The following is a 24,480-nucleotide window of genomic DNA, read 5'->3' as shown; positions in this document are numbered from 1 at the left end:
TTTGGCCGGGCATGAGGATCCCAAACCTTCTGTTGGTCAGCCATGCGCCTGCGGATTGCCCATACCACCACCTATCGCTACGAGCCGGCGGCCTCGGGCGTGATCCAGATCCTGCGGATGACGCCCGGCAGCCATGACGGGCAGTATGTCGCCGACTGGCAGATCGATGTCTCGACCGACTCCCGGCTCGATACCCATGAGGACGCCTTCGGCAACGTCACGCACGTGCTGACACACGGCGCGATCGCCGACCTCACCATCCATGTCGAGGGCCTGATCGAGACCCACGACACCGGCGGCGTGCTGCGCGGTACCGACGAGCGGTTCCCGCCGAGCCTGTTCCTGCGCCCGACGCCGCTGACCGACGTCAACCCGGCGATGGCGAGCTTCGTCCGCGAGTTGCGCGCGGAAGCCGGCGGCGACGTGCTCGGCTTCCTGCATGCGCTGATGGTGCAGATCTACGAGCACATGACGTTCGACGAGGACCCGACCAACAGCGGCACCTCGGCTTCCGAGGCGTTCGCGCTGAGGCGCGGCGTCTGCCAGGATTACGCCCATATCTTCATCGCCTGCGCGCGCGCCGGCGGCGTGCCGGCCCGGTTCGTCTCCGGCCATTTCCTGCGCTCCGACGGCATGGTGAACCAGCAAGCCGGCCACGCCTGGGCCGAGGCGTATGTGCCCGATCTCGGCTGGGTCGGCTTCGACACCGCCAACGGCATCTGCACCACCGACGCCCATGCCCGCGTCGCGATCGGCCTCGACTATCTCGGCGCCGCCCCGGTCCGCGGCACCCGCTACGGCGGCGGGATGGAGACGCTGACGGTCGCCGTCAAGGTCGAGCAGGCCGGACGCCCCGGCCAATGGCAGAGCCAGACGCAGTCGTAGTCACGCCGTCACAGTCCTCGTCATTCCGGGATGGTCCGAGGGACCAGACCCGGAATCTCGAGATTCCCCGATGCGCAATTGCGCATCTGAGGTTCGCGCTAAGCGCGCCCCGGAATGACCACCTTTCGGCCGTCACTTGTCCAGCCACACGTCCTCGAAGCGCAGGTTGTTGTACTGGCTGTTGTCGTGCGGATGGAAATTCTTCACGTAGGGCTGCCAGCAATTGCCGGCCGATGAGTGCAGGATAATTGGGCGTGCCGCGTCCTCGACGAGGAGGCGCTCGATGTCGAACACGATTCCCCGGCGCTTGTCGCGGTCGAGCTCGCGCGACTGCGCGGAGAGCAGCTTGTCGACCTCGGCATTGCAATACTGGGTATAGTTGCGCTCGGAGTTGCAGGAATAGTTCTCGACCAGATTGCCGTCGGGATCGTCGACGCTGACGCCGGTGACGTTGAGCCCGATCGTGTAGTCCTTGCGTTGCAGCCGAGAGTACCAACGCGGCGTGTCCAGGATGTCCAATTCGCCGGTGATGTAGATCTTCTTGAGCTGATCGGCGAGGATCACGGCCGGATCGCGATAGGTCGGCAGATTGCGGGTCTGGATTTTGATCGGCAGCGGCTTGGCGTCGCTATAGCCGAGCTTCTGCATGATCGCCTGTGCTTCCGCTAGGTTCTTCTCCGTGTCGGGGCCGTAGCCGGTCAGCGTCGCCAGCACGTCCGGCGGTATGCCCCACTCGCCTTCGGGCTTGGCCAGCATCGCGCCGCCGAGCCGCCCGGTGCCTTCCATCAGGATGGTGTTGAAGGCCTTGCGGTCGAGCGCCAGCGACATCGCACGGCGGATATCGGGATTGTCGAACGGCGGATTGACGCGGTTGACCATCAGGTTGATCTGGGTGTTGGTCGCCGTCATCTCGCAGATCGCATTCGGCGAGCGCGCCTTCACATCCTTCATCAGGGGCACGCTGACGTCGGAGGGAAAGGTGATATCGTAGTCGCCGGTCGCAAACGCCAGCATCCGCGTCGCGCGGCTGTCGATCGTGCGCACCGTGATCTCGTCGAGATACGGCCGGTCCTTCTTGAAGTAGTCGGGATTGCGCACCAGACGAATGGAATCGCCACGCTTGAACTCGACGAATTTGAACGGTCCGGTCCCGACCGGCTTGGTCCGCATCACTTGCTGCGGCACATGGCAGGGATAGACCGGCGAGAAGGCGCTCCCGAGCAGCGCCAGGAGGCCCGGCTGCGGCTCGCTCAGCTCGAATGTCGCCTCAAGGTCGCCATTGACGCTGACGTCCTTCAGCTTCGTGTACCAGACCTTGCGCGGATTGCGCTTGAAGTCCTGGGTGTCGCCCTTGCCTATCAGCATCCGCCACGTGCACTGCACGTCCTTTGCCGTGAACGGCTGGCCGTCATGCCATTTGACGCCCTGCCGCAGCTTGAATGTAAGTTTCGTGCTGGTCGGATCCCACGACCAGCTTTCGGCGAGATCGGGGATCACGGTGTCGACGGTCTCATGGACCTTGGCCGGATCGAACACCACGAGATTGTTGAAGACGGCCGCAAACGGCATCACCGAGGCGATGGTGGATTCCTCGAGCAGCGAGGTCGAGGGCGGATTGTCGTTGTGATAGAGCCGCAAGGTGCCGCCCTTCTTCTGGGCGCATGCGGGGCTTGCGGCCGCCAGCGCGATACCCAACGCCGCGACGCACGCAGCCAGCCTGTACGACATTCTCGCCTCCCGGAATTTTTGTTTTCTGTCGGCCTGATACAATCGAGCACAACGCCGCGCACGTCGCAACGATGCGCAGCGTATGTCATTGCGGGCTGCGTTCAGCGCAGAGCCACTCCCCTAGGGCACGCAACTACGATAGACGGCGGACGGGTGGTTCACGGACTCCTCTCGAGGTCGGACTTGAGGGCGACCAGGAAGCGGGCCGCTTCGCCGCCCGTCACCACCCGATGGTCGAAGGTGAGCGACAGCGGCAGCACGCGTCGGACTGCGGGCAGTCCCCGATGCGCGATCACCCGCTCCGAAATCCGCCCCGCCCCGATGATTGCCGTCTGCGGCGGCACGATGATCAGATTGGCGAACCGGCCCCCGATCATTCCGAAATTCGACAACGTGATCGTCGCGCCGCGCAGCTCTTCAGGAGGGATCGAGCGCGCGATCGCATCGGCCCGCAGCCGGTCGAGCCCGGCGCGCAAATCCGATACGCTCCGCTCCGCGACGTTGCGCAGCACGGGAACGATGAGGCCGCCTCCGGTGTCGACCGCGATTCCGAGATCGATGCGTTCGATCAGCCGCCGCTCTGCCGTGCCGGAATGATACCAGGCATTGAGCGCGGGTTCTGCCTTGCAGGCCGCGGCGATGGCGTGCACCAGCCGGATCGTCACATCCTCGCCCTGCCGCCAATCCTCGATATCGGCCTCATCGGTGACGGTGGCAGGGACGATTTCGGCATGCGCCACCGCCATGCGCTGGGCCATTGCGCGCCGCAAGCCGCGCAGCGGCTCAGCCGGTCCGCTGTGAGACATCCGCTTCGCCGCCCGCTCGACGTCGGCCCGCGTGATGGTGCCACCGGGTCCCGTCGCCTCGACGAGATCAAGCGCGACGCCAAGCTTGCGGGCGAGCGCGCGCACCGCCGGAAACACCTGCACGCCCTGCCGGTCAGGCGACGCGGAGGGAGCAGCGGCCACCGGCTCACGTTCGCCGCCGCCGAGCTCGCCGACAATTGTGCCGGTGTCCTGCTCGGCGCCCTCGGCAAACTCCAGCAGCGGCGCGCCGACCTTCACGATGTCCCCCTTGGCGCCGAACAAATGCGCGATGCGTCCGCTGGACGGCGACGGTATCTCGACCACCGCCTTGTCGGTCTCGACCGACACGAGCGGCTGGTCGGTCACGACGTGGTCGCCCTCGTTGACGTACCAGGTGACGATCTCCGCCTCTTCAAGGCCTTCACCAAGATCCGGCAACGTGAACTGGCGCATGGGGCAGTGTCCGTCAGAGGTCAGTTGTACTGGCAGGCCTTCCGGGCTGCGGCCACGATGCGTCGGACTGATGGCATGTAGTATTGCTCGAGGCGTGCCATCGGGACGACCGTGTCGTAGCCGGTGACGCGGCTCACGGGTGCGAGCAGCGAGGACAGGCCGCGCTCGGCGATCACGGCGGCGATTTCGGCGCCAAATCCACCAGTGTGTGCCGCCTCATGCACGATGACGCAGCGCCCGGTCTTGGCGACCGAGCCGAGCACGGTGTTTTCATCATAGGGCTTGAGCGTAGCGAGATCGATCACTTCGGCATCGATGCCCTCCCCGGCAAGTGCATCCGCCGCGGCCATGGTTTCCTTCATGATCGCGCCCCAGCCGATCAGCGTGACGTCGCGGCCTTCGCGCAGCACGAAGGCAAGATCCAGCGGCAACGCTTCGCCGTCGTCCTCCACCTCGCCTTTGGCCGCGCGATAGAGCCGTGTCGGCTCCAGGAACACCACCGGGTCGGGGTCGCGGATCGCAGCGAGCAGCAGCCCATAGGCGCGTTCCGGTGACGACGGCATGACGACACGCAAGCCGGGAATATGGGCGAGCATCGCCTCGGTGCTTTCCGAATGGTGCTCGGGCGCCCGAATGCCGGCACCGTGCGGCGTGCGCAGGACCATCGGACAGGTCAGCCGCCCCTGGGTGCGGTTGCGCATGCGCGACGCATGGTTCACGAGCTGATCGAGACAGGGATAGAGAAATCCCATGAACTGGATCTCGCCGACGGGCTTCAGGCCCTGCACAGCCATGCCGACACAAAGCCCGCTGATCAGGAGTTCGGCGAGCGGCGTATCAAGCACGCGCTCCGGACCAAAACGCTCTTGTAAGCCCACGGTCGCGCGGAAGACGCCGCCATTGACACCGACATCTTCGCCAAGCACCACCACATCAGGGTCATCTTGCATCGCGCGGCCGAGCGCCAGATTGATGGCTTCGACCAACGTGACTTCAGGCATCGCTCTCTCCCGCAAGTTCGTGGCGTTGCGCGGCATACGCCTCGGGCAGATCGGCATAGAGATTGTCGAACATGGTTTCCGGCCGGCGCGACGGCGTCGTCAGATAGCGCTCCACCGCCGCTTCGATACGTTCATGGCACTCGGCGGCAAGCCGTTCCTCGTCCGCCTTGGTCCACAGCTTCCGACCGACAAGATAGGCCCGGAAGCGCGCAATCGGCTCTTCCTTCCAATGCGCCTGGACTTCATCGGGCGAACGATAGCGCGCAGCATCGTCGGACGTGGTGTGATCACCCAGCCGATACGCGACCGCCTCGATGAAGCGAGGGCCTTTGCCCTCGCGCGCAGCAGCAATGGCCTCCTCGGCCGCGGCGTGCATCGCCACCACGTCGCAGCCGTCCACCTGCTCGCCGGTGAAGCCGGCGGCAATCGCCTTCTGCGCCAGCGTTTCGGTAGCGCTCTGCAGCCGCAACGGGACCGATATGGCCCATTGATTGTTGGTGGCGACGAACACGACCGGCAATTTGTGCACGCCGGCAAAATTCATTGCTTCGTAGACATCACCTTTCGAAGTGGCACCGTCGCCGAACAGGCATACCGCGACACGCGGTTCCCTGCGCAGCTTCAACGCATAGGCAACGCCGGCGGCATGCGGCGCCTGTGACCCGACGGGAACGCAGAACGGGAAATCGTGGGCAGGCCCCGAGAATTGATTGCCGCGTTCGTCGCCGCCCCAAAACAGCAGGATCTCCTCCGGCTTGACGCCTCGCCAGAGCAGCGCGCCGTTGTCGCGGTAGGACGGCAGCAGGACGTCTTCCTCCCGCATCGCACTGGCGATCCCGACCGATACCGCTTCCTGGCCAAGCGAAACCGCATAGGTTCCCAGCCTGCCGGTGCGCTGCAACGCAACAGCCTTGCGGTCAAACTGGCGCAACAGCACCATCGAGCGGTACAATTCGACGAGCAGCTTGGCATCGGTGGCGAAGACAGGCAGCGGCCGGTTGGTCGAGCCGTCCGGCGCGAGGTAATTGCGGCGGCGCACCTCAAAGCGCGCAATGACCGGGAGCTCTTCGTGTGCTCTTTTGCTGGCCACGCTCTCACTCCTGGAGCGACCCTGCCTCCCACAATCCGTCATTTGGTGTTGGTGCCGCGACGATGCAATACCGCGGCGAGGTCGCCCGACGCGCGTTGATCGTCCCTTTACGGGAATCGATCGACACGAACATGGAATCGGCACCGCGATAGCGGTATATAAGGGCATGGCAAATGGTCAGGTTGTCCTGGTAACAACTGAGCCGTTGGACGGCGGCGCGCCGGTCCGGTCGGTCTTCTTCGTGGCCGAAGTAGATCCCGCGAAGGCCACGGCAATCATCGCGGACATGATGGCCCCGAATGAGCGGGTCGAGGCGTGGGCGCCACTCCCGGAAGCCGCCGTCAAGGCGCTTGGTTTGAGACCCGGCGACTACACCCACACCTGACACGGCATCAGACGGCTGCCCGCGCAGTGCGGAGGGTTTTCTGCGGCCCTCAACTTTGCGCGGACGATCTCGACGCAGCGCCATAGCGCCCGCGCTATCGCGAATTTCGGGTGATCGCCGAGGATCGCAACCGCGTTTCCAATAGCAACGCGGAGAGCCCTCTTCTTCCCGCACACGACATGGCGTAAACTGTCACGAGTTGCCCTTTAAGACGGGACGGGCCGACGTCGCCGTTTGACGGAACGGGCAACGGTCAGGTCATCGGCAGGCGTCGCAGTCTGAAAGAAGCGCCTACCTTTGTGGCGCTCCCTCAACTTCAATATGGAGCAGGTTGGCCTGCCGCGCGCGCGGCAAGGAAGGGGAATGCGTAACCCTTGGAGGACGACATGGCGACATTCATATTGACGATCAACTGGACCGACCAGGGAATTCGTAATGTCAAGGAAGCTCCCAAGCGCAGCGAAGCGGCGAAAGAGCTCGCCAAGAAACTCGGCGTCGAGATCAAGGACATCTATCTCACCTCCGGCGAGCATGACATCCTCGTCATCGCCGAGGCACCGCTCGGCGACCACGTTACAAAATTCGCGCTGGCAATCAGTTCGCTGGGCAACGTCCGCACCTGCACCTCACGGGCCTGGCCCGAGGCCGAGTGGACCAAGCTGATATCCGAGCTTCCGTAGCGGTTTCGGGTTTCGCGACGGACGTCCGCGCAGGATGAGCTGCCACCGCGATTTGGACACCCGGTGATCGGTACCGAATAACGCGCGGTACGCAAAATCCTCGTTATGGGAGGCCGCCTCGTCGCGGGCCATGAGGCCTCGACACCAAGCTCGTCTACAGAAGAGGCGTCGGGGCCTCGCGCCGAGATCATGAGGAGGTCGAGCCATGGAAATCGAAGACACCACATTCGGCACCATCACGATTGACGGAAAGACCTATGAACACGATGTGATCATTCGCCTGTCCGGCGAAGTGACAAAGCGGAAGAAGAAGCTGTCGAAAAAATACTACGGCACGTCGCATGTCCTTTCGAAGGACGAAGCGAAGTTCGTCTTCGAGGACGGATGCGAGCAGTTGATTCTGGGCTCGGGTCAGTTCGGCAATGTGCATCTATCGCCCGAGGCTGAGACGTATTTTGCAAAAAAGAGTTGCACGGTCGTGTTGCAGCCGACGCCGGAGGCGATTCATACGTTCAACCGCTCGCACGCCAAGAAGATCGGCCTCTTTCACGTAACCTGCTGATCCGAGCCGACCACGGCTGCGCTGCGACAACGCATTTTGCGCATGGTCCGTTTGAGCTGGTCACCGTCCACGAGACGGAGCAAGGGCGGCCCGGCCAGCATTGTACGCCTTGAAAACGGCTTGTAGCTCGGGTCGGTCGCGGAGCGCCGTGTCGCCCTGCTGATTGCCCCATGAGTAAGCATAGTCGAACTCAGGCGAGGGAATGATCGAAGACCATCGATCAATCAAGGCCCGAAGTTGCGTCGGAGCAGGAACGACGAATTTCCCGCCCTCGGGCGTGTTGAAGGTACCCCCTCCAAACGCCTGGAAGATGGGCACGATTTTGCTTGCAGGTATTCCCGCCTGGACGGCGGCAGCAACGGCCGCGTCTATCTCATGCAGGTCCGACGCAGCAGTGTCTGTACGGAACGGATAAGGATCAAGTCCGTACAAATCGATCCCGGTGTTTGCCGGGTTGTAGGTGTTCATATAGTCGGGGTGGGCGCTCGATGAGCCCATGCTCATCAGCACGATGAACGTTTTCGCACCCGGGACGTTCCGGTGGATCCAGTCGGACTGTTCCTTAAGACTGTTTGGGGTGATGAGTTCGCCGTACTTCCCGGTTGGATCAGGCTCGTCCCAGAGATAGAACCCGAACACCCGGGGGTTACCGATGAACGGTTTCACTTTATTCTGAAACTCGGCCGTGGCTCCGCCCTTGATGCCGAGCCAGATTAGGCCTTTCATGTTTTGAGGGAGCGCGTTGAGCGACTCGACGTCGCCGACGTCGGCCATATTGAAGCCGAGCTCAGCTCCCGCTCGCGCCTCGGAGGCGCCCAAGCCGGATGCATAGTGAAGTGTGGCTTGAGCGCTCGCGTCAGCCATCCCTGCGATGAGCGCGATCGCCGCCAATAGAGCAGCTTTCAATGTCCGCCTCCTTCTGCACGAGGGTAGCCTACCGAATCCGGTTTGAGCGCCAACCTCCGTTTGAAGGACGGCCACCGCCGGCGGCTCTTATTCTTGCGAACGCGTGAAGGGCACGAAGCGCACCAGGCCGACGGCGCGCGTCGTCGTCTTACCGGGGGCGGTCTTTTCGACGATCGTGAGCTGCTGGGTGGCGTAACCGGGCCCCACCGGCATGACGAGCCGGCCCCCCACTTTGAGCTGATCGATCAGCGGCGGCGGCACCTCCCCGAGCGCAGCGGTCACCACGACGGCGTCAAAGGGCCCGCATTCGGGCCACCCCTGATAGCCGTCGCCAAGCCTGACGCTCACATTATCGTAACCGAGATCCTTGAGAGTCTTCGTGGCGGTCTCGGCCAGTTGCGGGATGATCTCGATGGTGCAGACCTTTCGCGCCAAACGCGCAAGGATGGCGGCCTGATAGCCTGACCCTGTGCCGACTTCGAGCACGACATGGTCGGGCGCGACCGCCGCCAACTGGGTCATCAGGGCCACGATGTACGGCTGCGATATGGTTTGGCCGAGGCCGATCGGAACAGGCGAGTCAGCATATGCGATGGAGCAAGATCGCCCGGGGATGAACAGGTGGCGCTTGGTTTGCCCCATCGCCTCAAGGACCCTCTCCGACAAGCCTTGCTGCCCAAGGGCGCGGGTGTCGGACTGGGCGTAGGCGCGGATGGTTTCGACCATGGCGGCGCGTTCGCGGTCACATTCTGCATCCTGCGCCGCCGCTTCCCGCGCGCCGGTCACCATCGAAAGCACGAACAGCAGCAGGGTCTTCATGACCATGCGCTCCTCACTCCCAGGGAGTGGAGTGGTTCTCACCCGGATCAAATAACAATCCGGGGTGCCGGTTTGTTTCAATCAGAACCGAAGTCTTAGTACGCACAATCGCGATAGTTGGAGGCCTCGCATGCGGCGGCCATGTCGCGCGCCTGCGTCAATTCCGTGGGCGTCATCGCCTTCTCGACCTCGCGCATGTTGGTTTTGGCCTGCGCGTCGCCGCGTTTCGCGGCAAGGCTGAACCACATGAAGGCCCGCGCCATGCTGCGGCCGACGCCCTGCCCCTTGCGGTACATGGTCCCCATCTGGGACTGCGCCTTGGAATTGCCGGCCTCCGCCAACGGCCGGAACAGATGGATTGCCGGGACATAGTCGCCGCGATTATAGCGCACCATGCCGTCTTCCCAGGGACCGGCCAGCGCACCGGCCGCGCCCAGAACACACGCGGCGACGATCGCGCCGCCACAGACGACCGCTCTCTTCATGCATTCCCCCGCCGATATTCCCTGACGATTTTTACCCATTCGTCGTATCCCGCGCCATGGGGAATTGGGGTTGGATGCCCCCCTGAAATTGGCTACTAGTTTGGCGCCGAGAAAAACGGACCGTTTGGGGACTGGAAATGACCTATTGCTGCGGAATTCTGGTGCGGGACGGCCTCGTCATGATCGCGGACACCCGCACCAATGCCGGTCTCGACAACGTCTCGACCTTCCGCAAGCTGCACATCTTCTCGACGCCCGGCGAACGCATCATGGCGGTCGCGAGCGCCGGCAACCTCGCCATCAGCCAGTCGGTGCTGTCGACCCTGACCGAAGGCATGGAGGATCCGCACACCGGCGAGGTCGAGACGCTGATGAACGCGCCGACCATGTTCCAGGCGGCGCAGCGCATCGGCCGGGCGATCCGCTCTGTGCACGCCACCGAGGGCGAGGCGCTGCGGTCGGAGGACATTTCCTTCGACGTCTCGTTCCTGTTCGGCGGCCAGATCAAGGGCTCGCGGATGCGGCTGTTCATGGTCTACACCGCCGGCAATTTCATCGAATGCACCACCGACACACCCTACCTGCAGATCGGCGAGCACAAATACGGCAAGCCGGTGCTCGACCGCGCCATGCATTACGATGTCGAGCTCTATGAGGCGCTGAAGACCGGCCTGATCTCGATGGATTCCACGATGCGCTCCAACCTCGGCGTCGGCCTGCCGATCGACGTCCTGGTGGTGCGGGCGGATGCCTGCGAGGCCGACCTCAACCACCGGATCGAAGCCGGCGAGCCCTATTTCCACGACCTGCGCTCGCGCTGGTCGGCGGCGCTGCGCGCGGCGCACCAGAACATTCCACGTCCCCCGTACAAGAGCGAGACTTGACCCGCGCTCGATCGTCTGGGCCGATCGATGAATTGGAACTTGATGACGACCAGCGATCTTTCCGACGTCAGCGCGATCGCCGGCCGCGTCCACATCGATTATCCCGAGGATGATGAAATCTTCGCCGAACGTCTCGCGCTCTATCCGAATGGCTGCTTCACCCTGCGCAGCGGCGGGCACGCCGTTGGCTATGTCATCAGCCATCCCTGGCATTTCCTGAAGCCGCCGGGCCTCAACGAGTTCCTGAAGGAAATCCCACGAGCGGCCACCACCTACTACATCCACGACCTCGCGCTGCTTCCGGAAGCCCGCAAATCCCGCACCGCCTCCGCGATGATCGAGACCTTGGCAGCGCATGCCAAGGACCAGCACGATGCCAACATGTCCCTCGTGGCGGTGAACAACTCAGTTCGCTTTTGGGAGCGCCATCGCTTCAAGATCGTGCGCGAGCCTTCCCTGGACGCGAAGCTGAAAAGCTACGACGGAAACGCGCGGTTCATGGTTCGCGAGATTGACCCATGACTTTCCCCGAACATTGGCCCGGCCATATCAGGAAAACGGAGTTAGCAGCGGCGGCGCAACAGCGGCGGCGGCCCCACTTTGCATCGCCCTGGACGGCTTAGGGATTGCGGAGAAAGCTGCTATCCTGACGCCTCCCCTTCGCCAACCCGAATTGGCCAGCAAGCTCTCTTAAATCGGCAACAAGCACAACCTAAGGAGAAGAAATGGCCGAAGCAACCAACAAGATCGCCCTCGTCACTGGTGCCGGCACCGGCGTCGGACGCGCGGCCTCGCTCGCGCTGATGGATGCGGGCTTCACCGTCGTGCTCGTCGGGCGCCGCATGGAGATGCTGGAAGAGACAAGCAAGCTCGGGCCCGCCGGCAAGAGCCTGTGCGTCACCGCCGATATGACTAGTCCGGCCGCGATCGCGGCACTGTTCGACAAGGTGAAGGCCACCTATGGCCGGCTCGACGTGCTCTTCAACAATGCCGGCATGGGCGCGCCGCCGGTCAATTTCGAGGATCTGCCGCTCGAACAATGGCAGGCCGTGGTGAACACCAACCTCACCGCGCCGTTCCTGTGCACCCAGCATGCGTTCCGCATCATGAAGGACCAGAAGCCGCGCGGCGGCCGCATCATCAACAACGGCTCGATCTCGGCGCACGCGCCGCGGCCGTTCTCGGCCGCCTACACCTCGACCAAGCACGCCATTAGCGGCCTCACCAGGGCCTCCAATCTCGACGGCCGCATGTACGACATCGCGGTCGGCCAGATCGACATCGGCAACGCCGCAACTCCGATGACCGACCGCATGGTCGCCGGCCCCGGTGTGATGCAGCCTGATGGCACGATGAAGCACGAACCGCGCATGGACGCGAAGGCCGTCGGCGACGCCGTCGCCTACATGGCCGGCCTGCCGCTCGACGCCAACGTGCTGTTCATGACGGTTATGGCGACCAAGATGCCGTTCGTGGGGCGGGGATAGAGCCGCAGACACCGTCATTGCGAGGGCGCGTTAGCGACGAAGCAATCCATGTCTCCACAAGCGGCGAGATGGATTGCTTCGCTTCGCTCGCAATGACGACGAAAGGCCCCCTACTCCAGCTTCTCCACATCCCGCAGCGTCGGGAACAGCTTCATCCAGAGCAAGGCAATCGCGATCGTGCCGACGCCGCCGAGCACTGCGGCCGGCATGGTGCCGAACAGCGCCGCGGTGACGCCGCTCTCGAACTGGCCGAGCTGGTTCGACGCATTGATGAACAGGAAATTCACCGCCCCCACGCGACCGCGCATCGCGTCGGGCGTTGCAAGTTGCACCAGCGAGAAGCGGATCACGACGCTGACCGTGTCGGCCGCGCCGAGCACCGCAAGCGCCAGCACCGACAGCCACATCCAATGCGACAGCGCGAACACCACGGTTGCGGCACCGAATACGATCACCGCCTGCAACATGCGCAATCCGACCCGGCGGTTGATGGTGTGGCGGGCCAGCACCATCGTCATCAGGAGCGCGCCGACCGCGGGCGCGGCGCGCAGGATGCCGAGGCCGAGCGGACCGGTTGCCAGGATATCGCGGGCATAGATCGGCAGCAGCGCCGTTACGCCGCCGAACAGCACTGCGAACAGATCGAGCGAGATGGTGCCGAGGATCGCCTGATTGCTGCGGACGAAGGTCACGCCGGCGAACAGATCGTCCGACGACGCCGCGTCCTCGGCCGGCACCCGCTGCAATTTGCCGATGCCGCCGGTCAGGATCATGCCGAGCAGCCAGAACACCACCATGATGCCATAGGTCATGCTCGGCATCACCGCATAGGCCAGACCGCCGAGCGCCGGTCCCGTGATGGTCGCGACTTGCGCAGCGCCGCTCGAGATCGCGGTCGCCCGCTGCAGCGAGCCCTGCGGGGCGATCAGCGGCAACAGCGCCGCGGTTGCCGGGCTCTCGAACGCGCCGGCGATCCCGAGCACGAAGGTCGCGACGAAGATCTGCACCTCCGAAATGGTGCCGGCAAAGGTGCTGCCGGCGAGGAACAGCGCGGTCAGCGCCTCCGCGAGCTGGCAGGCCTGCACCACGCGCTTGCGCTCGAAGCGGTCGGCGGCGTGGCCGGCGACGAACACCAACAGCGCCGTCGGCAGGAATTGCACGAGGCCGACCATGCCGAGAGCGAAGGCGCTGCCGGTCAGGTCATAGATCTGCCAGCCGATCGCGACCGCGCCGATCTGGCTCGAGAAGCGCGACAGGCTGCGCGACAACAGGAAGAACAGGAAGGGTCGATGGGCGAGGAGATCGCGGGCGCCGACCCGCATCACGGAGGACATGTTCGAGCCGTGACCGACCGCCTGTAACTTGTCAATGGCTGTGGCGCCCACGCGCAACAGCATTGCACTACGTGATGCCCCTGCCATAATCGCAACAGGCTATTGGGGGCTTGATGCTGCAGTTGCAATCGGCGGTCGGCGTGGTGGCGCTCCTTGCGATCGCCTGGGTGCTTGGCGAGAACCGCCGGGCGGTGTCGCTCCGCCAGGCGGCGATCGGGCTCGCGGTCACCATCGTCACCGCGCTGGTGCTGATCCGGGTGCCGCTGGTGACGACGGCATTCGGCGCCATCAACGACGCCGTCGGCACCATCGCGGCCGCGACGCATGCTGGCACCGCCTTCGTGTTCGGTTATATCGGCGGCGGCCCGCCACCGTTCGATCCCAAGGCGCCAGGTGCGGATTTCATCCTCGCCTTCCAGGCACTGCCGATCGTGCTGGTCATGAGCGTGCTGACCACGCTGTTGTTCTATTGGCGCGTGCTGCCGCCGGTCGTGCGCGGCATGGCGTGGCTGCTCGAACGCACGCTCGGTGTCGGCGGCGCGGTCGGGCTGTCGACCGCGGCCAACATATTCCTCGGCATGGTGGAAGCGCCGCTGTTCATCCGCCCCTATCTGGGCGAGCTCACGCGCAGCGAATTGTTTTTGGTGATGACCGGGGGCATGGCCGGCATCGCTGGTACCGTGCTCGTGCTCTACGCGACGCTGCTGGCGCCGTTGATCCCGGACGCTGCCGCCCATTTTGTGATCGCATCGGTGCTGGGCGCGCCGGCGGCGATCCTGGTCAGCCTGATCATGGTGCCGGAGACGTCGGACAAGCGCACCGGCGGCGGATTGGGCGATCCCGATGTCCCGGTGTCCTCGATGATGGATGCGATCGTCAAGGGAACCGCGGCGGGGCTCGAACTGCTGCTCAACATCATCGCGATGCTGCTGGTGCTGGTGGCGCTGGTCTATCTCGCCAACGCGATCGTCAGCCTGTTGCCGGAGATCGGTGGCGCGAAGATGTCTCTGCAACGGCTGCTCGGTTACGTGATGGCCCCTATCTGCTGGTTGATGGGCCTGCCATGGTCGCAGGCAGTCACGGCGGGAAGCCTGATGGGCACCAAGACCGTGCTGAACGAGCTGATCGCCTATGTCGACCTGTCGAAGCTCGGCACCGACGCGCTGGATGCGCGCTCGCGGCTGATCATGCTCTATGCGATGTGCGGCTTCGCCAATTTCGCGAGCCTCGGCATCATGATCGGCGGCCTCGGCATCATGGCGCCGCAACGGCGCGAGGAGATCAATGCGCTCGGACTGAAGTCGATCGTGTCAGGCACGCTGACGACGTGCCTGATGGGGGCGATCGTGGGGGTGATGACGTAGTTCGTCATGGCCGGGCTTGACTCGGCCATCCATCTCGCTTCGCAAGACTCTTCCCGATTGATGGATGCCCGGGTCAAGCCCGGGCATGACGAACATAGCTAGACTTACGCCGTTATTTCGACCGTCTTGAACTCCGCCGGCAGGATCACTTCCAGCAGCTCGACATCGTCGGAGTAATCCAGGATCATGTGCCGGATGCGCGGCGGCTGGGTCCAGGCGCTGCCTTGCTGCATCAGCGTCTCACCCTCGCCTTCCATGTAGGTCTTCACCCAGCCCTTGAGCACGTAGACCATCTGGAATTCGACGTCGTGGAAATGCAGCTTCGACACCTCTTCCGGATTGCACGGGCCCTGCAGCCGGATCACATGCGCCTGCGCCAGGCCGTGGGTCGCATCCGCAATGCCGAGGTCGCGATACTTGGCGTAGGCGCGCAGGCCGTCGGCCTTGAAATCCTCTTCGCGGTGATGGCTGATGGCGATGCGCTGCTTCGGCCTCGCCTTCGATGCGGTCTTCGCGGCGGCTTTCGCGGCCGACTTCTTGGCCGTCGAGACACGGCCCTTGGATTTGATGGTCTTGCGCGCGGTGGATTTGGCTGTGGTCCCGAGCCCCGTCCATTTCTTCTTTACCGCGGTCTTAGCCGCCGATTTGGCCGCTGGTCTTGATGCCGCCTTTTGTTTGGCCATGGTTGCCTCCCGTCGTTTCTTGATCGGACGAGACTAACACAGATCGCGCTTCGCAGGGTGGGCAAAGGCGCGCATGCGCCGTGCCCACCTTCGAGTGCTCCGCTCTGAACGGTGGGCACGCTTCGCTTTGCCCACCCTACTGATCTTGCCGTCCTAACCGATCAGTGCAGCCTGAACACACCGTCGACGGCGCGGAGCTCCGCGGGCTTGATCAGCTTGGAGTGCGCCACCGTCACCGAGAACAGCGGACCTTCGAGCTTTTCTTGCCAGAAGGCGAGGAAATCCTGCAGCGCCGGAAATTTCGGAAAGAGATCGTAGTTTTGCCAGACATAGGTCTGCAGCAGCGAGGGATGATCCGGCATCCGATAGAGGATTTGCGCCGTCGTCAGCCCGTACCCCAGCAACTGCTTCCTGAAGTCGTCGGAAACAACGCCACCAACTCGCGAGACCATGCCAACCTCCTGTAACGGAGCGCATTTGCGAGTGGTGGCCGACCTGCCGGAGCCACCCCGGCAAAAGATGCGCTCACATGAGAGAAATGTGACGCACGCGACTAATCCATCACAAGCCTAAATGTTTAACGAGTTGTTGAAATTTCAAGCCTTAGCAGCAGCTTACCGCAGGTGCTAATACGGGGTTCGCCGGGCTCCGGACCACGTTGGCGGGCGTTAAGGATGATCCACAGTCCTGGCAGCCGTCACATTCGAGTGCCAACTTTTCTGCTAGAAGCCCTTGCCCGCTGCCCGGGACTGGCCTATCTCCAGCGCGGCAGGGCTAGCACTCGCTAGCCTTGACTGCTAACACTCCAAAATTCGACAACATCTGCAAATGTTTAGGAGGACTGCATGAAATTCCGTCCGCTTCACGACCGCGTCGTGGTCAAGCGCATCGACGCCGAAGAGAAGACTGCTGGCGGCATCATCATTCCGGACACTGCCAAGGAAAAGCCCTCCCAGGGCGAAGTCGTCGCCGTCGGCCCGGGTGGCCGCGACGAAGCTGGCAAGCTGATCCCCATCGACCTCAAGGTCGGCGACCGCGTCCTGTTCGGCAAGTGGTCCGGCACCGAGGTCAAGATCGACGGCGAAGACCTGTTGATCATGAAGGAAAGCGACATCATGGGCGTGCTCGACGTCCCCGCTTCCAAGAAGAAGGCCGCCTAAGCGCCTCTCTCCCTCCCAGTTAAATTTCTCAAGGAAAACTCAGATGGCAGCTAAAGAAGTCAAGTTCTCCGTCGAGGCGCGCGACAAGATGCTGCGCGGCGTCGACGTCCTCGCCAACGCGGTGAAGGTCACCCTCGGTCCGAAGGGCCGCAACGTCGTGCTCGAGAAGTCGTTCGGCGCTCCCCGCATCACCAAGGACGGCGTCACCGTCGCCAAGGAGATCGAGCTCGAGGACAAGTTCGAGAACATGGGCGCCCAGATGGTGCGCGAAGTCGCCTCCAAGTCCGCTGACGCGGCCGGCGACGGCACCACCACCGCCACCGTGCTCGCCCAGGCGATCGTGAAGGAAGGCGCCAAGTCGGTGGCCGCCGGCATGAACCCGATGGATCTTAAGCGCGGCATCGACCTCGCGGTCGAGGCTGTGGTTGCGGACCTCCAGAAGAACTCGAAGAAGGTCACCTCGAACGAGGAGATCGCCCAGGTCGGCACCATCTCGGCCAACGGCGACGCCGAAATCGGCAAGTTCCTCGCCGACGCCATGAAGAAGGTCGGCAACGAGGGCGTGATCACGGTCGAGGAAGCCAAGTCGCTCGAGACCGAGCTCGACGTCGTCGAGGGCATGCAGTTCGACCGCGGCTACATCTCGCCCTACTTCGTCACCAACGCCGACAAGATGCGCGTTGAGATGGACGATGCCTACATCCTCATCAACGAGAAGAAGCTCTCCTCGCTGAACGAGCTGCTGCCGCTGCTCGAGGCCGTGGTGCAGACCGGCAAGCCGCTGGTCATCGTCGCCGAAGACGTCGAAGGCGAAGCGCTCGCCACGCTCGTCGTCAACCGCCTGCGTGGCGGCCTGAAGGTCGCGGCCGTCAAGGCTCCGGGCTTCGGCGATCGCCGCAAGGCCATGCTGCAGGACATCGCGATCCTGACCGGCGGCCAGGCCATCTCGGAAGACCTCGGCATCAAGCTCGAGAACGTCACGCTGCAGATGCTCGGCCGCGCCAAGAAGGTGATGATCGACAAGGAGAACACCACGATCGTCAACGGCGCCGGCAAGAAGGCCGACATCGACGCCCGCGTTGCCCAGATCAAGGCGCAGATCGAGGAGACCACCTCGGACTACGACCGTGAGAAGCTGCAGGAGCGTCTCGCCAAGCTCGCGGGCGGCGTCGCGGTGATCCGCGTCGGCGGCGCGACCGAGGTCGAGGTGAAGGAGCGCAAGGATCGCGTGGATGACGCGATGCATGCGACCCGCGCGGCTGTCGAGGAAGGCATCGTCCCGGGCGGCGGCGTCGCCCTGCTCCGTGCTTCCGAGCAACTCAAGGGCCTGCGCACCAAGAACGACGACCAGAAGACCGGCGTCGAGATCGTGCGCAAGGCGCTGTCGGCTCCCGCTCGCCAGATCGCGATCAACGCCGGTGAAGACGGCTCGGTCATCGTCGGCAAGATCCTGGAGAACAAGGCCTACAACCACGGCTTCGACTCCCAGACCGGCGAATATGCCGACCTCGTCAAGAAGGGCATCATCGATCCGACCAAGGTGGTGCGCACCGCGATCCAGAACGCCGCTTCGGTTGCGGCGCTCCTGATCACCACCGAGGCGATGGTTGCCGAGCTGCCGAAGAAGGCTTCTGCCGGCCCCGCAATGCCTCCGGGCGGCGGCATGGGCGGCATGGACTTCTAAGTCCAGCCTCACAAGGCAATCGACGAAATGCAGAACCCCGGCAGCGATGCCGGGGTTTTTGTTTGGCGCCAAACCACCTGGGGACTTGTCGCAACGCAGCCAAGGTGGCTGTTTGCACAATCTCACGCTGAAGGAGCAGTCCTCTGCTGCTCACGATGTCCACGCTATGCACAGCGCCCCGTAAACATACGTTGGTTTAGGTTGACAACCTGAGAAAAATTTTCAGCGAGAGTCGCAAACCGAACCGACAGTCCCATTTTCATCCCCCAGAGTAGCGTCGGGGCGGATCAAAGCTCACCCAAAATCTGAATCGAACGCGGAGCATCAGCTCTCGTGACGCGAGCAAGCGTTGCGAGGAATGCCTTCGCTTGAGAAGGGGACTGCGCCTTGAGTGAAAGTGAAGTGAAAGTCACGGTAAACGGCACGAACATTTTCGGAATGCCGCTGTTGGGCTTCCCGAAGATCGCGCTTCCTGGTGTCATCGGCGATCTTGCCGAGCAGGGTTTGGCCCGCGCGCGGGCCACCTCCGAACAGATGACGGAGGCGTTGAGCGAAACGTGTTCGTGGAATGCGCGAGGCGCGACCGACTACGGGCTCAAGATGCTCGAAATTTCACACGCCAATGCCGCCTCCGCGCTCGATTTCTTCGCCCATCTCCTCGACAGCAGGTCAGCTACCGATGTCTTGACCTTGTCCACCGAGCAAGCCCGCAAGGCCTTCGACATGGCATCCGACCAGAACAAGGAATTGCGGGAGATTGGCCAGAAGCTTGCCACGGAAATGGCTGAGCGGGTCAACAAGCACTTCGCGGGGGTGCTGCACCACGCAGGCTAGAGAAGGGACGCGTAATTCAGTTCGAGGATTCGTTTGAGGAGGGATCCGGCCGGTTGGAAAAAGCCCAGTGACGAGCATGCAGCCCCCACTGCCCGATGCTCTGTCAAAAGCCGTAGGTGCGGCGATGCCCCCCAACTAGTCGCACCGACAAGAGGCACAATCCAACCGGCCGGAGTTTTCTGCACAAAACAAAAAGCAATCACGAGGGAGGCTCACATGGGCATGCTCATGGTCAAATGTCCGCAAACCGGACACGCAATTCCCACCGGCATCAAGACTGATCGCGAGAGCTTTAGAAGCAGCACGGTGTTCTTCTCGCGCACCCGTTGCCCATTTTGCCGTACAGATCACGCCTGGTTCGCGCGGGACGCCTGGGTCGATGAGCCGAGCATCCGCGCGCGGCGACGCCTCGTCTGCCTGAACGTCGGCATAGGTCATTGAGGATCGCGATGGAGGGACACCATGGCGCGCGGGCAGATCTCAACGGAAACATCCGCCTGGCTGCTGCAAGCCAAGGACTTTCTCGACGAAGCACGACGGCTGAGGCCCGGCCCGGAGCGCAATGAATTGCGCCAGACGGCGAAGGTGCTGCGCGAGATTGCGAAGCTCGAGGTGGCATCCGACGCCGCACGGGAGCTTGATCGGCGTCGGAAAGGCCAATCGCGTTGAAACGCGCTCAGGTCGCGTCGTCGACTTCGGTTTCCGCGATGCGCACATCGCCGGCTCGAGCCGCAGCGCGAGGCCGGACCGTGGTGTCCGAGAAGATGTCCTCGGCTTCGAGACACATGACACGGTGGCATTCGCACGCCGCCGCCGATAGCCGCGACCGGTCGATCTCGATGCGGCCTCGTTGATCTGATCTGATCGCGCCGCGCTTGCGCAGATTGCGCATCAACAGCGTCACCGTCGTTCGCCGCACGCCGAGGATTTGCGACAGCGCCTGCTGGGTCAGCGGGAGGACGTCGCCGTCGAGGCGGTCGCGAAGCTGGAGCAGCCAACGCGCCATGCGGGCCTCGACCGGATGCAGCGCATTGCAGGCGGAGCCGAGCTGGAACTGGATCAGCATCGACCTGACATGCTTTTGGATCGCCTGCCGGATCGCTGGACTGCGGCCGAAAGCGGCATGAAAACGCGACGCGGGAATCCGCGAGGCGGTGCCCGCCGTACGTACGACTGCGGTTATGCCCGACGGTGACGACCCGAGCACCGAGAGACTGCCCACGGCGCCTTCGCGCCCGACTACACCGGTCGCAACCGTTTGCCCATCCGCCATGTCGATCATCAGCAAGATGGCCCCGCTATGAGGGAAGAAGACATGGTCGATCTCGTCACCGGCTCGCGCCAGGACCGCATCCTGATCGAGTGTCACTGTCTCGAGCTCAGGCCTCAGCAGATCGAGGTCCGCTGCCGGCAGTGTTGCAAGAAGGCGATTACCAGTTCCGCCGAAAAGACTCACCGGCGCGGACCCCTGGTGAAGCGACGCGCAATGAGGACTAACTTACTCCGACACGCTCTCAAAAAAGTGCTCCAAACGCTTGACCGCACGGCGGAATTTTCCTGCCCGCGACCTCTCAAGAAGTTAGATGCAATTGCGCCGCCGGAGGCAACAGCAAAATGCGCATGATCGCACGGTAGAAACACGGGAACCCACGAGTTCCAATTTCGGGGCACGGCAAGGGCGAGCTCAGTCAGGACGCGCGAGAGAGACGTCCCGGCCAATGCGCCTGCTTGAGCAATTCGTCTGCGTCCTTGATCTCGGCGAGGTCTTGCCGCGGGTCGAAAGCAGCGAGCACTGGCACAAGCAGATCAGGCACCTCCTCGGCCCGGCCATTGCTGAAGTAGAGGCGCGCGAGGCCCAGCGCGCTACGCAGTTCGAACGTCTTCGTCTGCTGGCTCCGGGCAATCTCGAGCGCGCGATGGAAAGCGGCCTCGGCGCCGCAGACATCCGCAGGATCACGATGCGACAACAGCTCGCCCCGCGCGCGATGCAGCTCGGCATCCAGCCAATGCTGTCCGGACTGTTCCGTCGTGTCGATCAACTCCTTGAGGATGTCCAACCCGGCCTCGACCTGCCCGGCCTCCGCATTGGCCACGGCGATCTGCATCCCCCAGAACGGCTCACAGAGGTAGCAGTCGTTGTCGTGGAGCAACGTCCAGCCTCGCTGCATCTCCGTGAGGCCTCCGGCCCGGTCGCCGGCGCGCCACTTTGCCAGACCGTTGAGATAGGTGCCGGCGGCGACATAGAGCGGCATCGTGTGGTCCCGCGCGAGGCCAAGGGCCACGATCGTCTCGGTCTGCCGCAAGCGGCTTCCGCACAGGCCGTCGAAAACGGCTTTGTGGACCAGCGCATTGGCCCGGCCAAGCGCGCGCGTCCCGCCGGGCGCGGTCACCGCCTCGCCGGCGAGGCGCCGCGCCCGGTCGATCTCGCCAAGCGGCCAGAGCACGAGGGCAAGAAACCTCATGATGACGAACGGCAAGTCGAGCGTCGACGCCCTGAAGGTCGCCGGATCCGGCTCGGCTGCATAGGCCGCAAGCGCCTGCTCGAGATGGACGCGCGCGGTGGCGTATTCGCCGGCGAACCAGCTTGTCACCCCGCTGGTCCAGCGCGCGACGATGGCCGCCACCGGCGATTGCGGATGCTGCTGCGCGACGCTCATGATCGCCTCCGCCAATTCTCGCATCGGCGCCAGTTCACCATGCGTCAAACAGGCGTTGAAGAGGCCCGACTGGATCGGCGCCAGCTCGACCGGATCGTCGATGTCGGATGCGAACTGCCGGGCCCGCGTCCAGGCGATCACCGTTTCGGGGGCGCTGTGCCCAAGGCTGCCGCGCAGCGCACGGCCATAGGCGATCTGCAAATGGAGCCGGTTGATCATTCGGCGCGGCTCATCCGGCAGCTCGTCGGCGATGGCAACCGCCTTGCCGAGATGGGCGACCGCCTCGGTATAGGCCGAGCGTCTCAGCGCCTGCTGACCCGCCTTGCGCCACCACTCGACGGCCGCTTCGCCAAGCCCCGCTTCGGTGAAATGGTAGGCGACGACCTCCGGCTCGGTCTCGGCAATGACTGCAAACTTGTCGCGCAGGACGTCGCCGATATGCTTGTGGAGAAGCTGCCGCCGGCTCCTGAGCAGGCTCGCGTAGGCCGCCTCTTGAACAAGCGCGTGCTTGAAGCTGTAGCTGGCGTCCGGCGGCGTCCCGCGACGCACCAGCAGCTCGGCCTCTTCAAGCTGCGCAAGCGCGGCACCGAGCGTCAGATCATCGCGCCCGGCCACGCTCTGCAGCAACGCATATGAGAAGTCACGGCCGATCGCCGCGCCGATCTGCGCCACCTCCTTGACCGGCGCCAGCCGGTCGAGCCTTGCCATCAGCGAGTCGTGCAACGTCGCGGGGATCGCAAGCGGCGGCAGCGGGTGATCGAGGCGATAGCGCCCGGCATTCTCTACGAGCAGCCCGGACTCGAGGACCATCTTGGTCAGTTCCTCGACAAACAGCGGGACGCCATCGGTCCGTTCGATGATCTGCGTCATCATTTCGCCCGGCAGCTGCCGACCGACGGTCACCTGCTCGATCAGCGCGCGCGTATCCTGCCGGTCGAGCCGATCGAGCCGCAGCAGGCTGACATTGGCGAGCCCGGTCCAGGGCGGCTCGAACTCGGGCCTGAACGTCATGAGCACGAGGATTGGCAATCCCCTGATCCGATCGACCGCAAGGTCGAACAATTCGAGCGTCGTGGCGTCTGCCCAATGCATGTCTTCGCAGATCACGAGCACCGGCTGCTGCCGCGCCAGACCCTCGAGCTGGTCGAGAAGAGCCGCGAAGGTCTGCCGCCGTTGCTGCACCGGGCTCAAGGCCAGCGGCGGATAGCGATCGCCGGTTGCGATCGAGAGCAAGGCCGCAATCAGCGGGGTTGCTGCAGCCACGTGCTGGGTCCCGAGCGCGAGCATCGCCTCGAGCTTGTCCAGCTTCTGCCCTGGCGTGTCGTCCGGCCTGATGCCGGCTGCGCGCTCGAGCTGCGCGACGAAGGGGTACAACGCACTGTTGGTGTGATAGGGCGAGCACTGATAGCGCACGCGGCGGTGCGTTCCCGGCGCCAGACTCTCAGAGAGCGTCGCCACGATGCGCGACTTGCCGATGCCGGCCTCGCCGGAGATCAACACCGCCTGGCCCCGGCCCTCCCACGCCAGCTGCTGACGGGAGAGCACAAACTCGATCTCCGCCTTGCGGCCGACGAAGCCGATCGCGCGCGCGGTGCGCACCGCCTCGAAGCGGCTCTCCGATGCCGGCTCTCCCTCGACCGCCCACACCGCGATCGGCTCCGAGATCCCCTTGACCTCGCGGCGGCCGAGATTGCGCAGCGTGAAAAGATTGCCGAGCAGCCGGCGCGTCGATGCGGCCACGACGACCACGCCCGGCTCGGCCAGGCTCTGCAGCCGCGCCGCGATGTTTGGGGTATCGCCGACTAGCGCCTGCTCCTCCGATGCGCCGCCGGAGACGAGGTCGCCGACCACCACGAGCCCGCTCGCAATCGCGATCCGCACCGCGACCCGTTCTTCCGCGCGGGTCTCGAGCTTGCGGATTGCGGCGATGATGTCGAGACCCGCGCGCACGGCGCGCTCCGCATCATCCTCGTGAGCGCGGGGATAGCCGAAATAGGCCAGGATTCCGTCACCGACAAATCGGGCGACGACGCCATCATAAGTCGCGATCACCCTCGCGCAGGCCGCGCGATAGGCCCGGAGCACTTCCCACATGTCCTCGGGATCGAGCCGCGCCGAGAGCGCCGTCGAGCCAACAAGATCGCAAAACATCACGGTGAGATGCCGACGCTCGGCGTCTTGGTGAGCGGTCGACTCGGCGATCAGTTCGGTTTTGTTGAGCTCGCTGATCGCACGCAGCATCTTGCGGCGATGGCCGAGCAGGACCCCGAGCCTGTCGAAGTCCTCGTCCGTCAACTCTGGAAGAATGCCGACATCGATCCCGTTCTCGGCAAAACGCTGCGCGTATTGCCCAAGCCCAAGCTTCTCGAGCCAGTCCGCAATCTGCTGCATTGGCTTCACCGACGGGTTGACGGCTGGCCGAATTCCGGGACCACGGCGGACGGAACGTTATCCCAATATGTCTCGAATGCAATAATTCAGCTGCGGCCGGCCCCTCGCATCGTGTCGAGGCGGTGCTCCGCTACAGGGGCTCTGCACGCTATCGGGTGGTAGTACGCACCCCGGGTCGGCAATCGAAGGGCCGCCATAGGCG

At 63.9% G+C, this 24,480-nt stretch carries 25 protein-coding genes; 13 read left to right on the top strand and 12 right to left on the bottom strand.

Going from position 1 to position 24,480, the window contains the following annotated elements:
• The first annotated feature begins 42 nt into the window (after window positions 1-42).
• A complete protein-coding gene (locus tag ACFFWD_RS14500; protein WP_376966147.1) occupies window positions 43-885 on the top strand; it encodes a transglutaminase family protein in 843 nt (280 codons plus the stop codon).
• Between the two features lie 132 nt (window positions 886-1,017).
• On the opposite strand, the gene ACFFWD_RS14495 is transcribed toward ACFFWD_RS14500, so the two are convergent.
• From ACFFWD_RS14495 to pdhA, 4 genes are all read right to left on the bottom strand, one after another.
• Window positions 1,018-2,613, bottom strand: coding sequence for an ABC transporter substrate-binding protein (locus tag ACFFWD_RS14495; RefSeq protein ID WP_376966145.1), 1,596 nt, complete (start codon window positions 2,611-2,613; stop codon window positions 1,018-1,020).
• A gap of 158 nt (window positions 2,614-2,771) precedes the next feature.
• Entirely contained in the window at window positions 2,772-3,872 is a 1,101-nt protein-coding gene (locus ACFFWD_RS14490) for a dihydrolipoamide acetyltransferase family protein (protein ID WP_376966143.1), read from the bottom strand.
• Between the two features lie 20 nt (window positions 3,873-3,892).
• On the bottom strand, window positions 3,893-4,873 hold the full coding sequence (locus ACFFWD_RS14485; RefSeq protein ID WP_376966141.1) for an alpha-ketoacid dehydrogenase subunit beta: 981 nt from the start codon (window positions 4,871-4,873) through the stop codon (window positions 3,893-3,895).
• Window positions 4,866-5,963 (bottom strand): pyruvate dehydrogenase (acetyl-transferring) E1 component subunit alpha, encoded by a 1,098-nt coding sequence (pdhA, locus tag ACFFWD_RS14480; RefSeq protein ID WP_376966139.1) that lies wholly within the window; start codon window positions 5,961-5,963, stop codon window positions 4,866-4,868. The genes ACFFWD_RS14485 and pdhA overlap by 8 nt, the downstream gene beginning before the upstream one ends.
• Window positions 5,964-6,129: 166 nt before the next feature.
• Between pdhA and ACFFWD_RS14475 the strand changes: the two genes are divergently transcribed.
• The 3 genes from ACFFWD_RS14475 to ACFFWD_RS14465 all read left to right on the top strand — a co-directional run bounded on the left by ACFFWD_RS14475 (window position 6,130) and on the right by ACFFWD_RS14465 (window position 7,590).
• The gene (locus ACFFWD_RS14475) at window positions 6,130-6,348 is read left to right on the top strand and encodes a hypothetical protein (RefSeq protein ID WP_376966137.1); all 219 of its coding nucleotides are present in this window, start codon (window positions 6,130-6,132) and stop codon (window positions 6,346-6,348) included.
• Between the two features lie 386 nt (window positions 6,349-6,734).
• On the top strand, window positions 6,735-7,028 hold the full coding sequence (locus ACFFWD_RS14470) for a GYD domain-containing protein (RefSeq protein ID WP_376966135.1): 294 nt from the start codon (window positions 6,735-6,737) through the stop codon (window positions 7,026-7,028).
• 205 nt (window positions 7,029-7,233) lie between these two features.
• Complete coding sequence (locus ACFFWD_RS14465) at window positions 7,234-7,590, top strand: Mth938-like domain-containing protein (RefSeq protein WP_376966133.1); 357 nt, start codon at window positions 7,234-7,236, stop codon at window positions 7,588-7,590.
• A gap of 60 nt (window positions 7,591-7,650) precedes the next feature.
• Here the strand turns inward: ACFFWD_RS14465 and ACFFWD_RS14460 are convergent, their stop codons facing one another.
• The 3 genes from ACFFWD_RS14460 to ACFFWD_RS14450 all read right to left on the bottom strand — a co-directional run bounded on the left by ACFFWD_RS14460 (window position 7,651) and on the right by ACFFWD_RS14450 (window position 9,800).
• Window positions 7,651-8,496, bottom strand: coding sequence for a hypothetical protein (locus tag ACFFWD_RS14460; protein WP_376966131.1), 846 nt, complete (start codon window positions 8,494-8,496; stop codon window positions 7,651-7,653).
• Window positions 8,497-8,583: 87 nt separating this feature from the next.
• Window positions 8,584-9,315 carry a protein-L-isoaspartate(D-aspartate) O-methyltransferase gene (locus ACFFWD_RS14455; RefSeq protein WP_376966129.1) on the bottom strand — a complete coding sequence of 244 codons (732 nt, stop codon included), beginning with the start codon at window positions 9,313-9,315 and terminating at the stop codon, window positions 8,584-8,586.
• Window positions 9,316-9,410: 95 nt separating this feature from the next.
• A complete protein-coding gene (locus tag ACFFWD_RS14450; protein WP_376966127.1) occupies window positions 9,411-9,800 on the bottom strand; it encodes a tetratricopeptide repeat protein in 390 nt (129 codons plus the stop codon).
• A gap of 137 nt (window positions 9,801-9,937) precedes the next feature.
• Between ACFFWD_RS14450 and ACFFWD_RS14445 the strand changes: the two genes are divergently transcribed.
• The 3 genes from ACFFWD_RS14445 to ACFFWD_RS14435 all read left to right on the top strand — a co-directional run bounded on the left by ACFFWD_RS14445 (window position 9,938) and on the right by ACFFWD_RS14435 (window position 12,171).
• Window positions 9,938-10,684, top strand: a complete 747-nt coding sequence (locus tag ACFFWD_RS14445; RefSeq protein WP_376966125.1) for a proteasome-type protease — start codon at window positions 9,938-9,940, stop codon at window positions 10,682-10,684.
• Between the two features lie 42 nt (window positions 10,685-10,726).
• On the top strand, window positions 10,727-11,206 hold the full coding sequence (locus ACFFWD_RS14440) for a GNAT family N-acetyltransferase (RefSeq protein WP_376966123.1): 480 nt from the start codon (window positions 10,727-10,729) through the stop codon (window positions 11,204-11,206).
• Between the two features lie 203 nt (window positions 11,207-11,409).
• A complete protein-coding gene (locus tag ACFFWD_RS14435) occupies window positions 11,410-12,171 on the top strand; it encodes an SDR family oxidoreductase (RefSeq protein ID WP_376966121.1) in 762 nt (253 codons plus the stop codon).
• Between the two features lie 110 nt (window positions 12,172-12,281).
• On the opposite strand, the gene ACFFWD_RS14430 is transcribed toward ACFFWD_RS14435, so the two are convergent.
• Window positions 12,282-13,505 carry an MFS transporter gene (locus ACFFWD_RS14430; RefSeq protein WP_376966255.1) on the bottom strand — a complete coding sequence of 408 codons (1,224 nt, stop codon included), beginning with the start codon at window positions 13,503-13,505 and terminating at the stop codon, window positions 12,282-12,284.
• A 113-nt stretch (window positions 13,506-13,618) separates the two neighbouring features.
• Between ACFFWD_RS14430 and ACFFWD_RS14425 the strand changes: the two genes are divergently transcribed.
• On the top strand, window positions 13,619-14,869 hold the full coding sequence (locus ACFFWD_RS14425) for a NupC/NupG family nucleoside CNT transporter (RefSeq protein WP_376966119.1): 1,251 nt from the start codon (window positions 13,619-13,621) through the stop codon (window positions 14,867-14,869).
• Between the two features lie 104 nt (window positions 14,870-14,973).
• Here the strand turns inward: ACFFWD_RS14425 and ACFFWD_RS14420 are convergent, their stop codons facing one another.
• Together ACFFWD_RS14420 and ACFFWD_RS14415 are read right to left on the bottom strand one after the other, a co-directional pair.
• Window positions 14,974-15,552 (bottom strand): cupin domain-containing protein, encoded by a 579-nt coding sequence (locus ACFFWD_RS14420; protein ID WP_376966117.1) that lies wholly within the window; start codon window positions 15,550-15,552, stop codon window positions 14,974-14,976.
• 161 nt (window positions 15,553-15,713) lie between these two features.
• On the bottom strand, window positions 15,714-16,004 hold the full coding sequence (locus ACFFWD_RS14415; protein ID WP_376966115.1) for an usg protein: 291 nt from the start codon (window positions 16,002-16,004) through the stop codon (window positions 15,714-15,716).
• A 393-nt stretch (window positions 16,005-16,397) separates the two neighbouring features.
• Here ACFFWD_RS14415 and groES point away from each other — a divergent pair, with 393 nt between their 5' ends.
• From groES to ACFFWD_RS14390, 5 genes are all read left to right on the top strand, one after another.
• Window positions 16,398-16,712 (top strand): co-chaperone GroES, encoded by a 315-nt coding sequence (groES, locus tag ACFFWD_RS14410; protein WP_027560139.1) that lies wholly within the window; start codon window positions 16,398-16,400, stop codon window positions 16,710-16,712.
• Window positions 16,713-16,755: 43 nt separating this feature from the next.
• Window positions 16,756-18,396 (top strand): chaperonin GroEL, encoded by a 1,641-nt coding sequence (groL, locus tag ACFFWD_RS14405; RefSeq protein WP_376966112.1) that lies wholly within the window; start codon window positions 16,756-16,758, stop codon window positions 18,394-18,396.
• Window positions 18,397-18,783: 387 nt separating this feature from the next.
• Window positions 18,784-19,230, top strand: coding sequence for a phasin family protein (locus ACFFWD_RS14400; RefSeq protein WP_376966110.1), 447 nt, complete (start codon window positions 18,784-18,786; stop codon window positions 19,228-19,230).
• Between the two features lie 216 nt (window positions 19,231-19,446).
• On the top strand, window positions 19,447-19,671 hold the full coding sequence (locus ACFFWD_RS14395) for a hypothetical protein (protein ID WP_376966108.1): 225 nt from the start codon (window positions 19,447-19,449) through the stop codon (window positions 19,669-19,671).
• Window positions 19,672-19,692: 21 nt separating this feature from the next.
• Window positions 19,693-19,899, top strand: coding sequence for a hypothetical protein (locus tag ACFFWD_RS14390; RefSeq protein WP_376966106.1), 207 nt, complete (start codon window positions 19,693-19,695; stop codon window positions 19,897-19,899).
• A gap of 7 nt (window positions 19,900-19,906) precedes the next feature.
• Here ACFFWD_RS14390 and ACFFWD_RS14385 read toward each other — a convergent pair whose 3' ends face one another.
• Both ACFFWD_RS14385 and ACFFWD_RS14380 read right to left on the bottom strand, forming a co-directional pair.
• Window positions 19,907-20,686, bottom strand: a complete 780-nt coding sequence (locus tag ACFFWD_RS14385; RefSeq protein WP_376966104.1) for a Crp/Fnr family transcriptional regulator — start codon at window positions 20,684-20,686, stop codon at window positions 19,907-19,909.
• Between the two features lie 232 nt (window positions 20,687-20,918).
• Window positions 20,919-24,278 (bottom strand): adenylate/guanylate cyclase domain-containing protein, encoded by a 3,360-nt coding sequence (locus tag ACFFWD_RS14380; RefSeq protein WP_376966102.1) that lies wholly within the window; start codon window positions 24,276-24,278, stop codon window positions 20,919-20,921.
• Window positions 24,279-24,480 lie beyond the last annotated feature (202 nt).

The sequence above is a fragment of the Bradyrhizobium erythrophlei genome (assembly GCF_042430365.1).
Taxonomy (GTDB): Bacteria; Pseudomonadota; Alphaproteobacteria; order Rhizobiales; family Xanthobacteraceae; genus Bradyrhizobium; species Bradyrhizobium erythrophlei.
This window is presented reverse-complemented; position numbering and strand designations above follow the sequence as displayed.

Bases quoted from the DNA above. Each gene is read 5' to 3' on its own strand.
- ACFFWD_RS14500 (WP_376966147.1), top strand. From the start codon at position 43: ATGCGCCTGCGGATTGCCCATACCACCACCTATCGCTACGAGCCGGCG.
- ACFFWD_RS14495 (WP_376966145.1), bottom strand. From the start codon at position 2,613: ATGTCGTACAGGCTGGCTGCGTGCGTCGCGGCGTTGGGTATCGCGCTG.
- ACFFWD_RS14490 (WP_376966143.1), bottom strand. From the start codon at position 3,872: ATGCGCCAGTTCACGTTGCCGGATCTTGGTGAAGGCCTTGAAGAGGCG.
- ACFFWD_RS14485 (WP_376966141.1), bottom strand. From the start codon at position 4,873: ATGCCTGAAGTCACGTTGGTCGAAGCCATCAATCTGGCGCTCGGCCGC.
- ACFFWD_RS14475 (WP_376966137.1), top strand. From the start codon at position 6,130: ATGGCAAATGGTCAGGTTGTCCTGGTAACAACTGAGCCGTTGGACGGC.
- ACFFWD_RS14470 (WP_376966135.1), top strand. From the start codon at position 6,735: ATGGCGACATTCATATTGACGATCAACTGGACCGACCAGGGAATTCGT.
- ACFFWD_RS14465 (WP_376966133.1), top strand. From the start codon at position 7,234: ATGGAAATCGAAGACACCACATTCGGCACCATCACGATTGACGGAAAG.
- ACFFWD_RS14455 (WP_376966129.1), bottom strand. From the start codon at position 9,315: ATGAAGACCCTGCTGCTGTTCGTGCTTTCGATGGTGACCGGCGCGCGG.
- ACFFWD_RS14450 (WP_376966127.1), bottom strand. From the start codon at position 9,800: ATGAAGAGAGCGGTCGTCTGTGGCGGCGCGATCGTCGCCGCGTGTGTT.
- ACFFWD_RS14445 (WP_376966125.1), top strand. From the start codon at position 9,938: ATGACCTATTGCTGCGGAATTCTGGTGCGGGACGGCCTCGTCATGATC.
- ACFFWD_RS14440 (WP_376966123.1), top strand. From the start codon at position 10,727: ATGACGACCAGCGATCTTTCCGACGTCAGCGCGATCGCCGGCCGCGTC.
- ACFFWD_RS14435 (WP_376966121.1), top strand. From the start codon at position 11,410: ATGGCCGAAGCAACCAACAAGATCGCCCTCGTCACTGGTGCCGGCACC.
- ACFFWD_RS14430 (WP_376966255.1), bottom strand. From the start codon at position 13,505: ATGTCCTCCGTGATGCGGGTCGGCGCCCGCGATCTCCTCGCCCATCGA.
- ACFFWD_RS14425 (WP_376966119.1), top strand. From the start codon at position 13,619: ATGCTGCAGTTGCAATCGGCGGTCGGCGTGGTGGCGCTCCTTGCGATC.
- ACFFWD_RS14420 (WP_376966117.1), bottom strand. From the start codon at position 15,552: ATGGCCAAACAAAAGGCGGCATCAAGACCAGCGGCCAAATCGGCGGCT.
- ACFFWD_RS14415 (WP_376966115.1), bottom strand. From the start codon at position 16,004: ATGGTCTCGCGAGTTGGTGGCGTTGTTTCCGACGACTTCAGGAAGCAG.
- groES (WP_027560139.1), top strand. From the start codon at position 16,398: ATGAAATTCCGTCCGCTTCACGACCGCGTCGTGGTCAAGCGCATCGAC.
- groL (WP_376966112.1), top strand. From the start codon at position 16,756: ATGGCAGCTAAAGAAGTCAAGTTCTCCGTCGAGGCGCGCGACAAGATG.
- ACFFWD_RS14395 (WP_376966108.1), top strand. From the start codon at position 19,447: ATGGGCATGCTCATGGTCAAATGTCCGCAAACCGGACACGCAATTCCC.
- ACFFWD_RS14390 (WP_376966106.1), top strand. From the start codon at position 19,693: ATGGCGCGCGGGCAGATCTCAACGGAAACATCCGCCTGGCTGCTGCAA.
- ACFFWD_RS14380 (WP_376966102.1), bottom strand. From the start codon at position 24,278: ATGCAGCAGATTGCGGACTGGCTCGAGAAGCTTGGGCTTGGGCAATAC.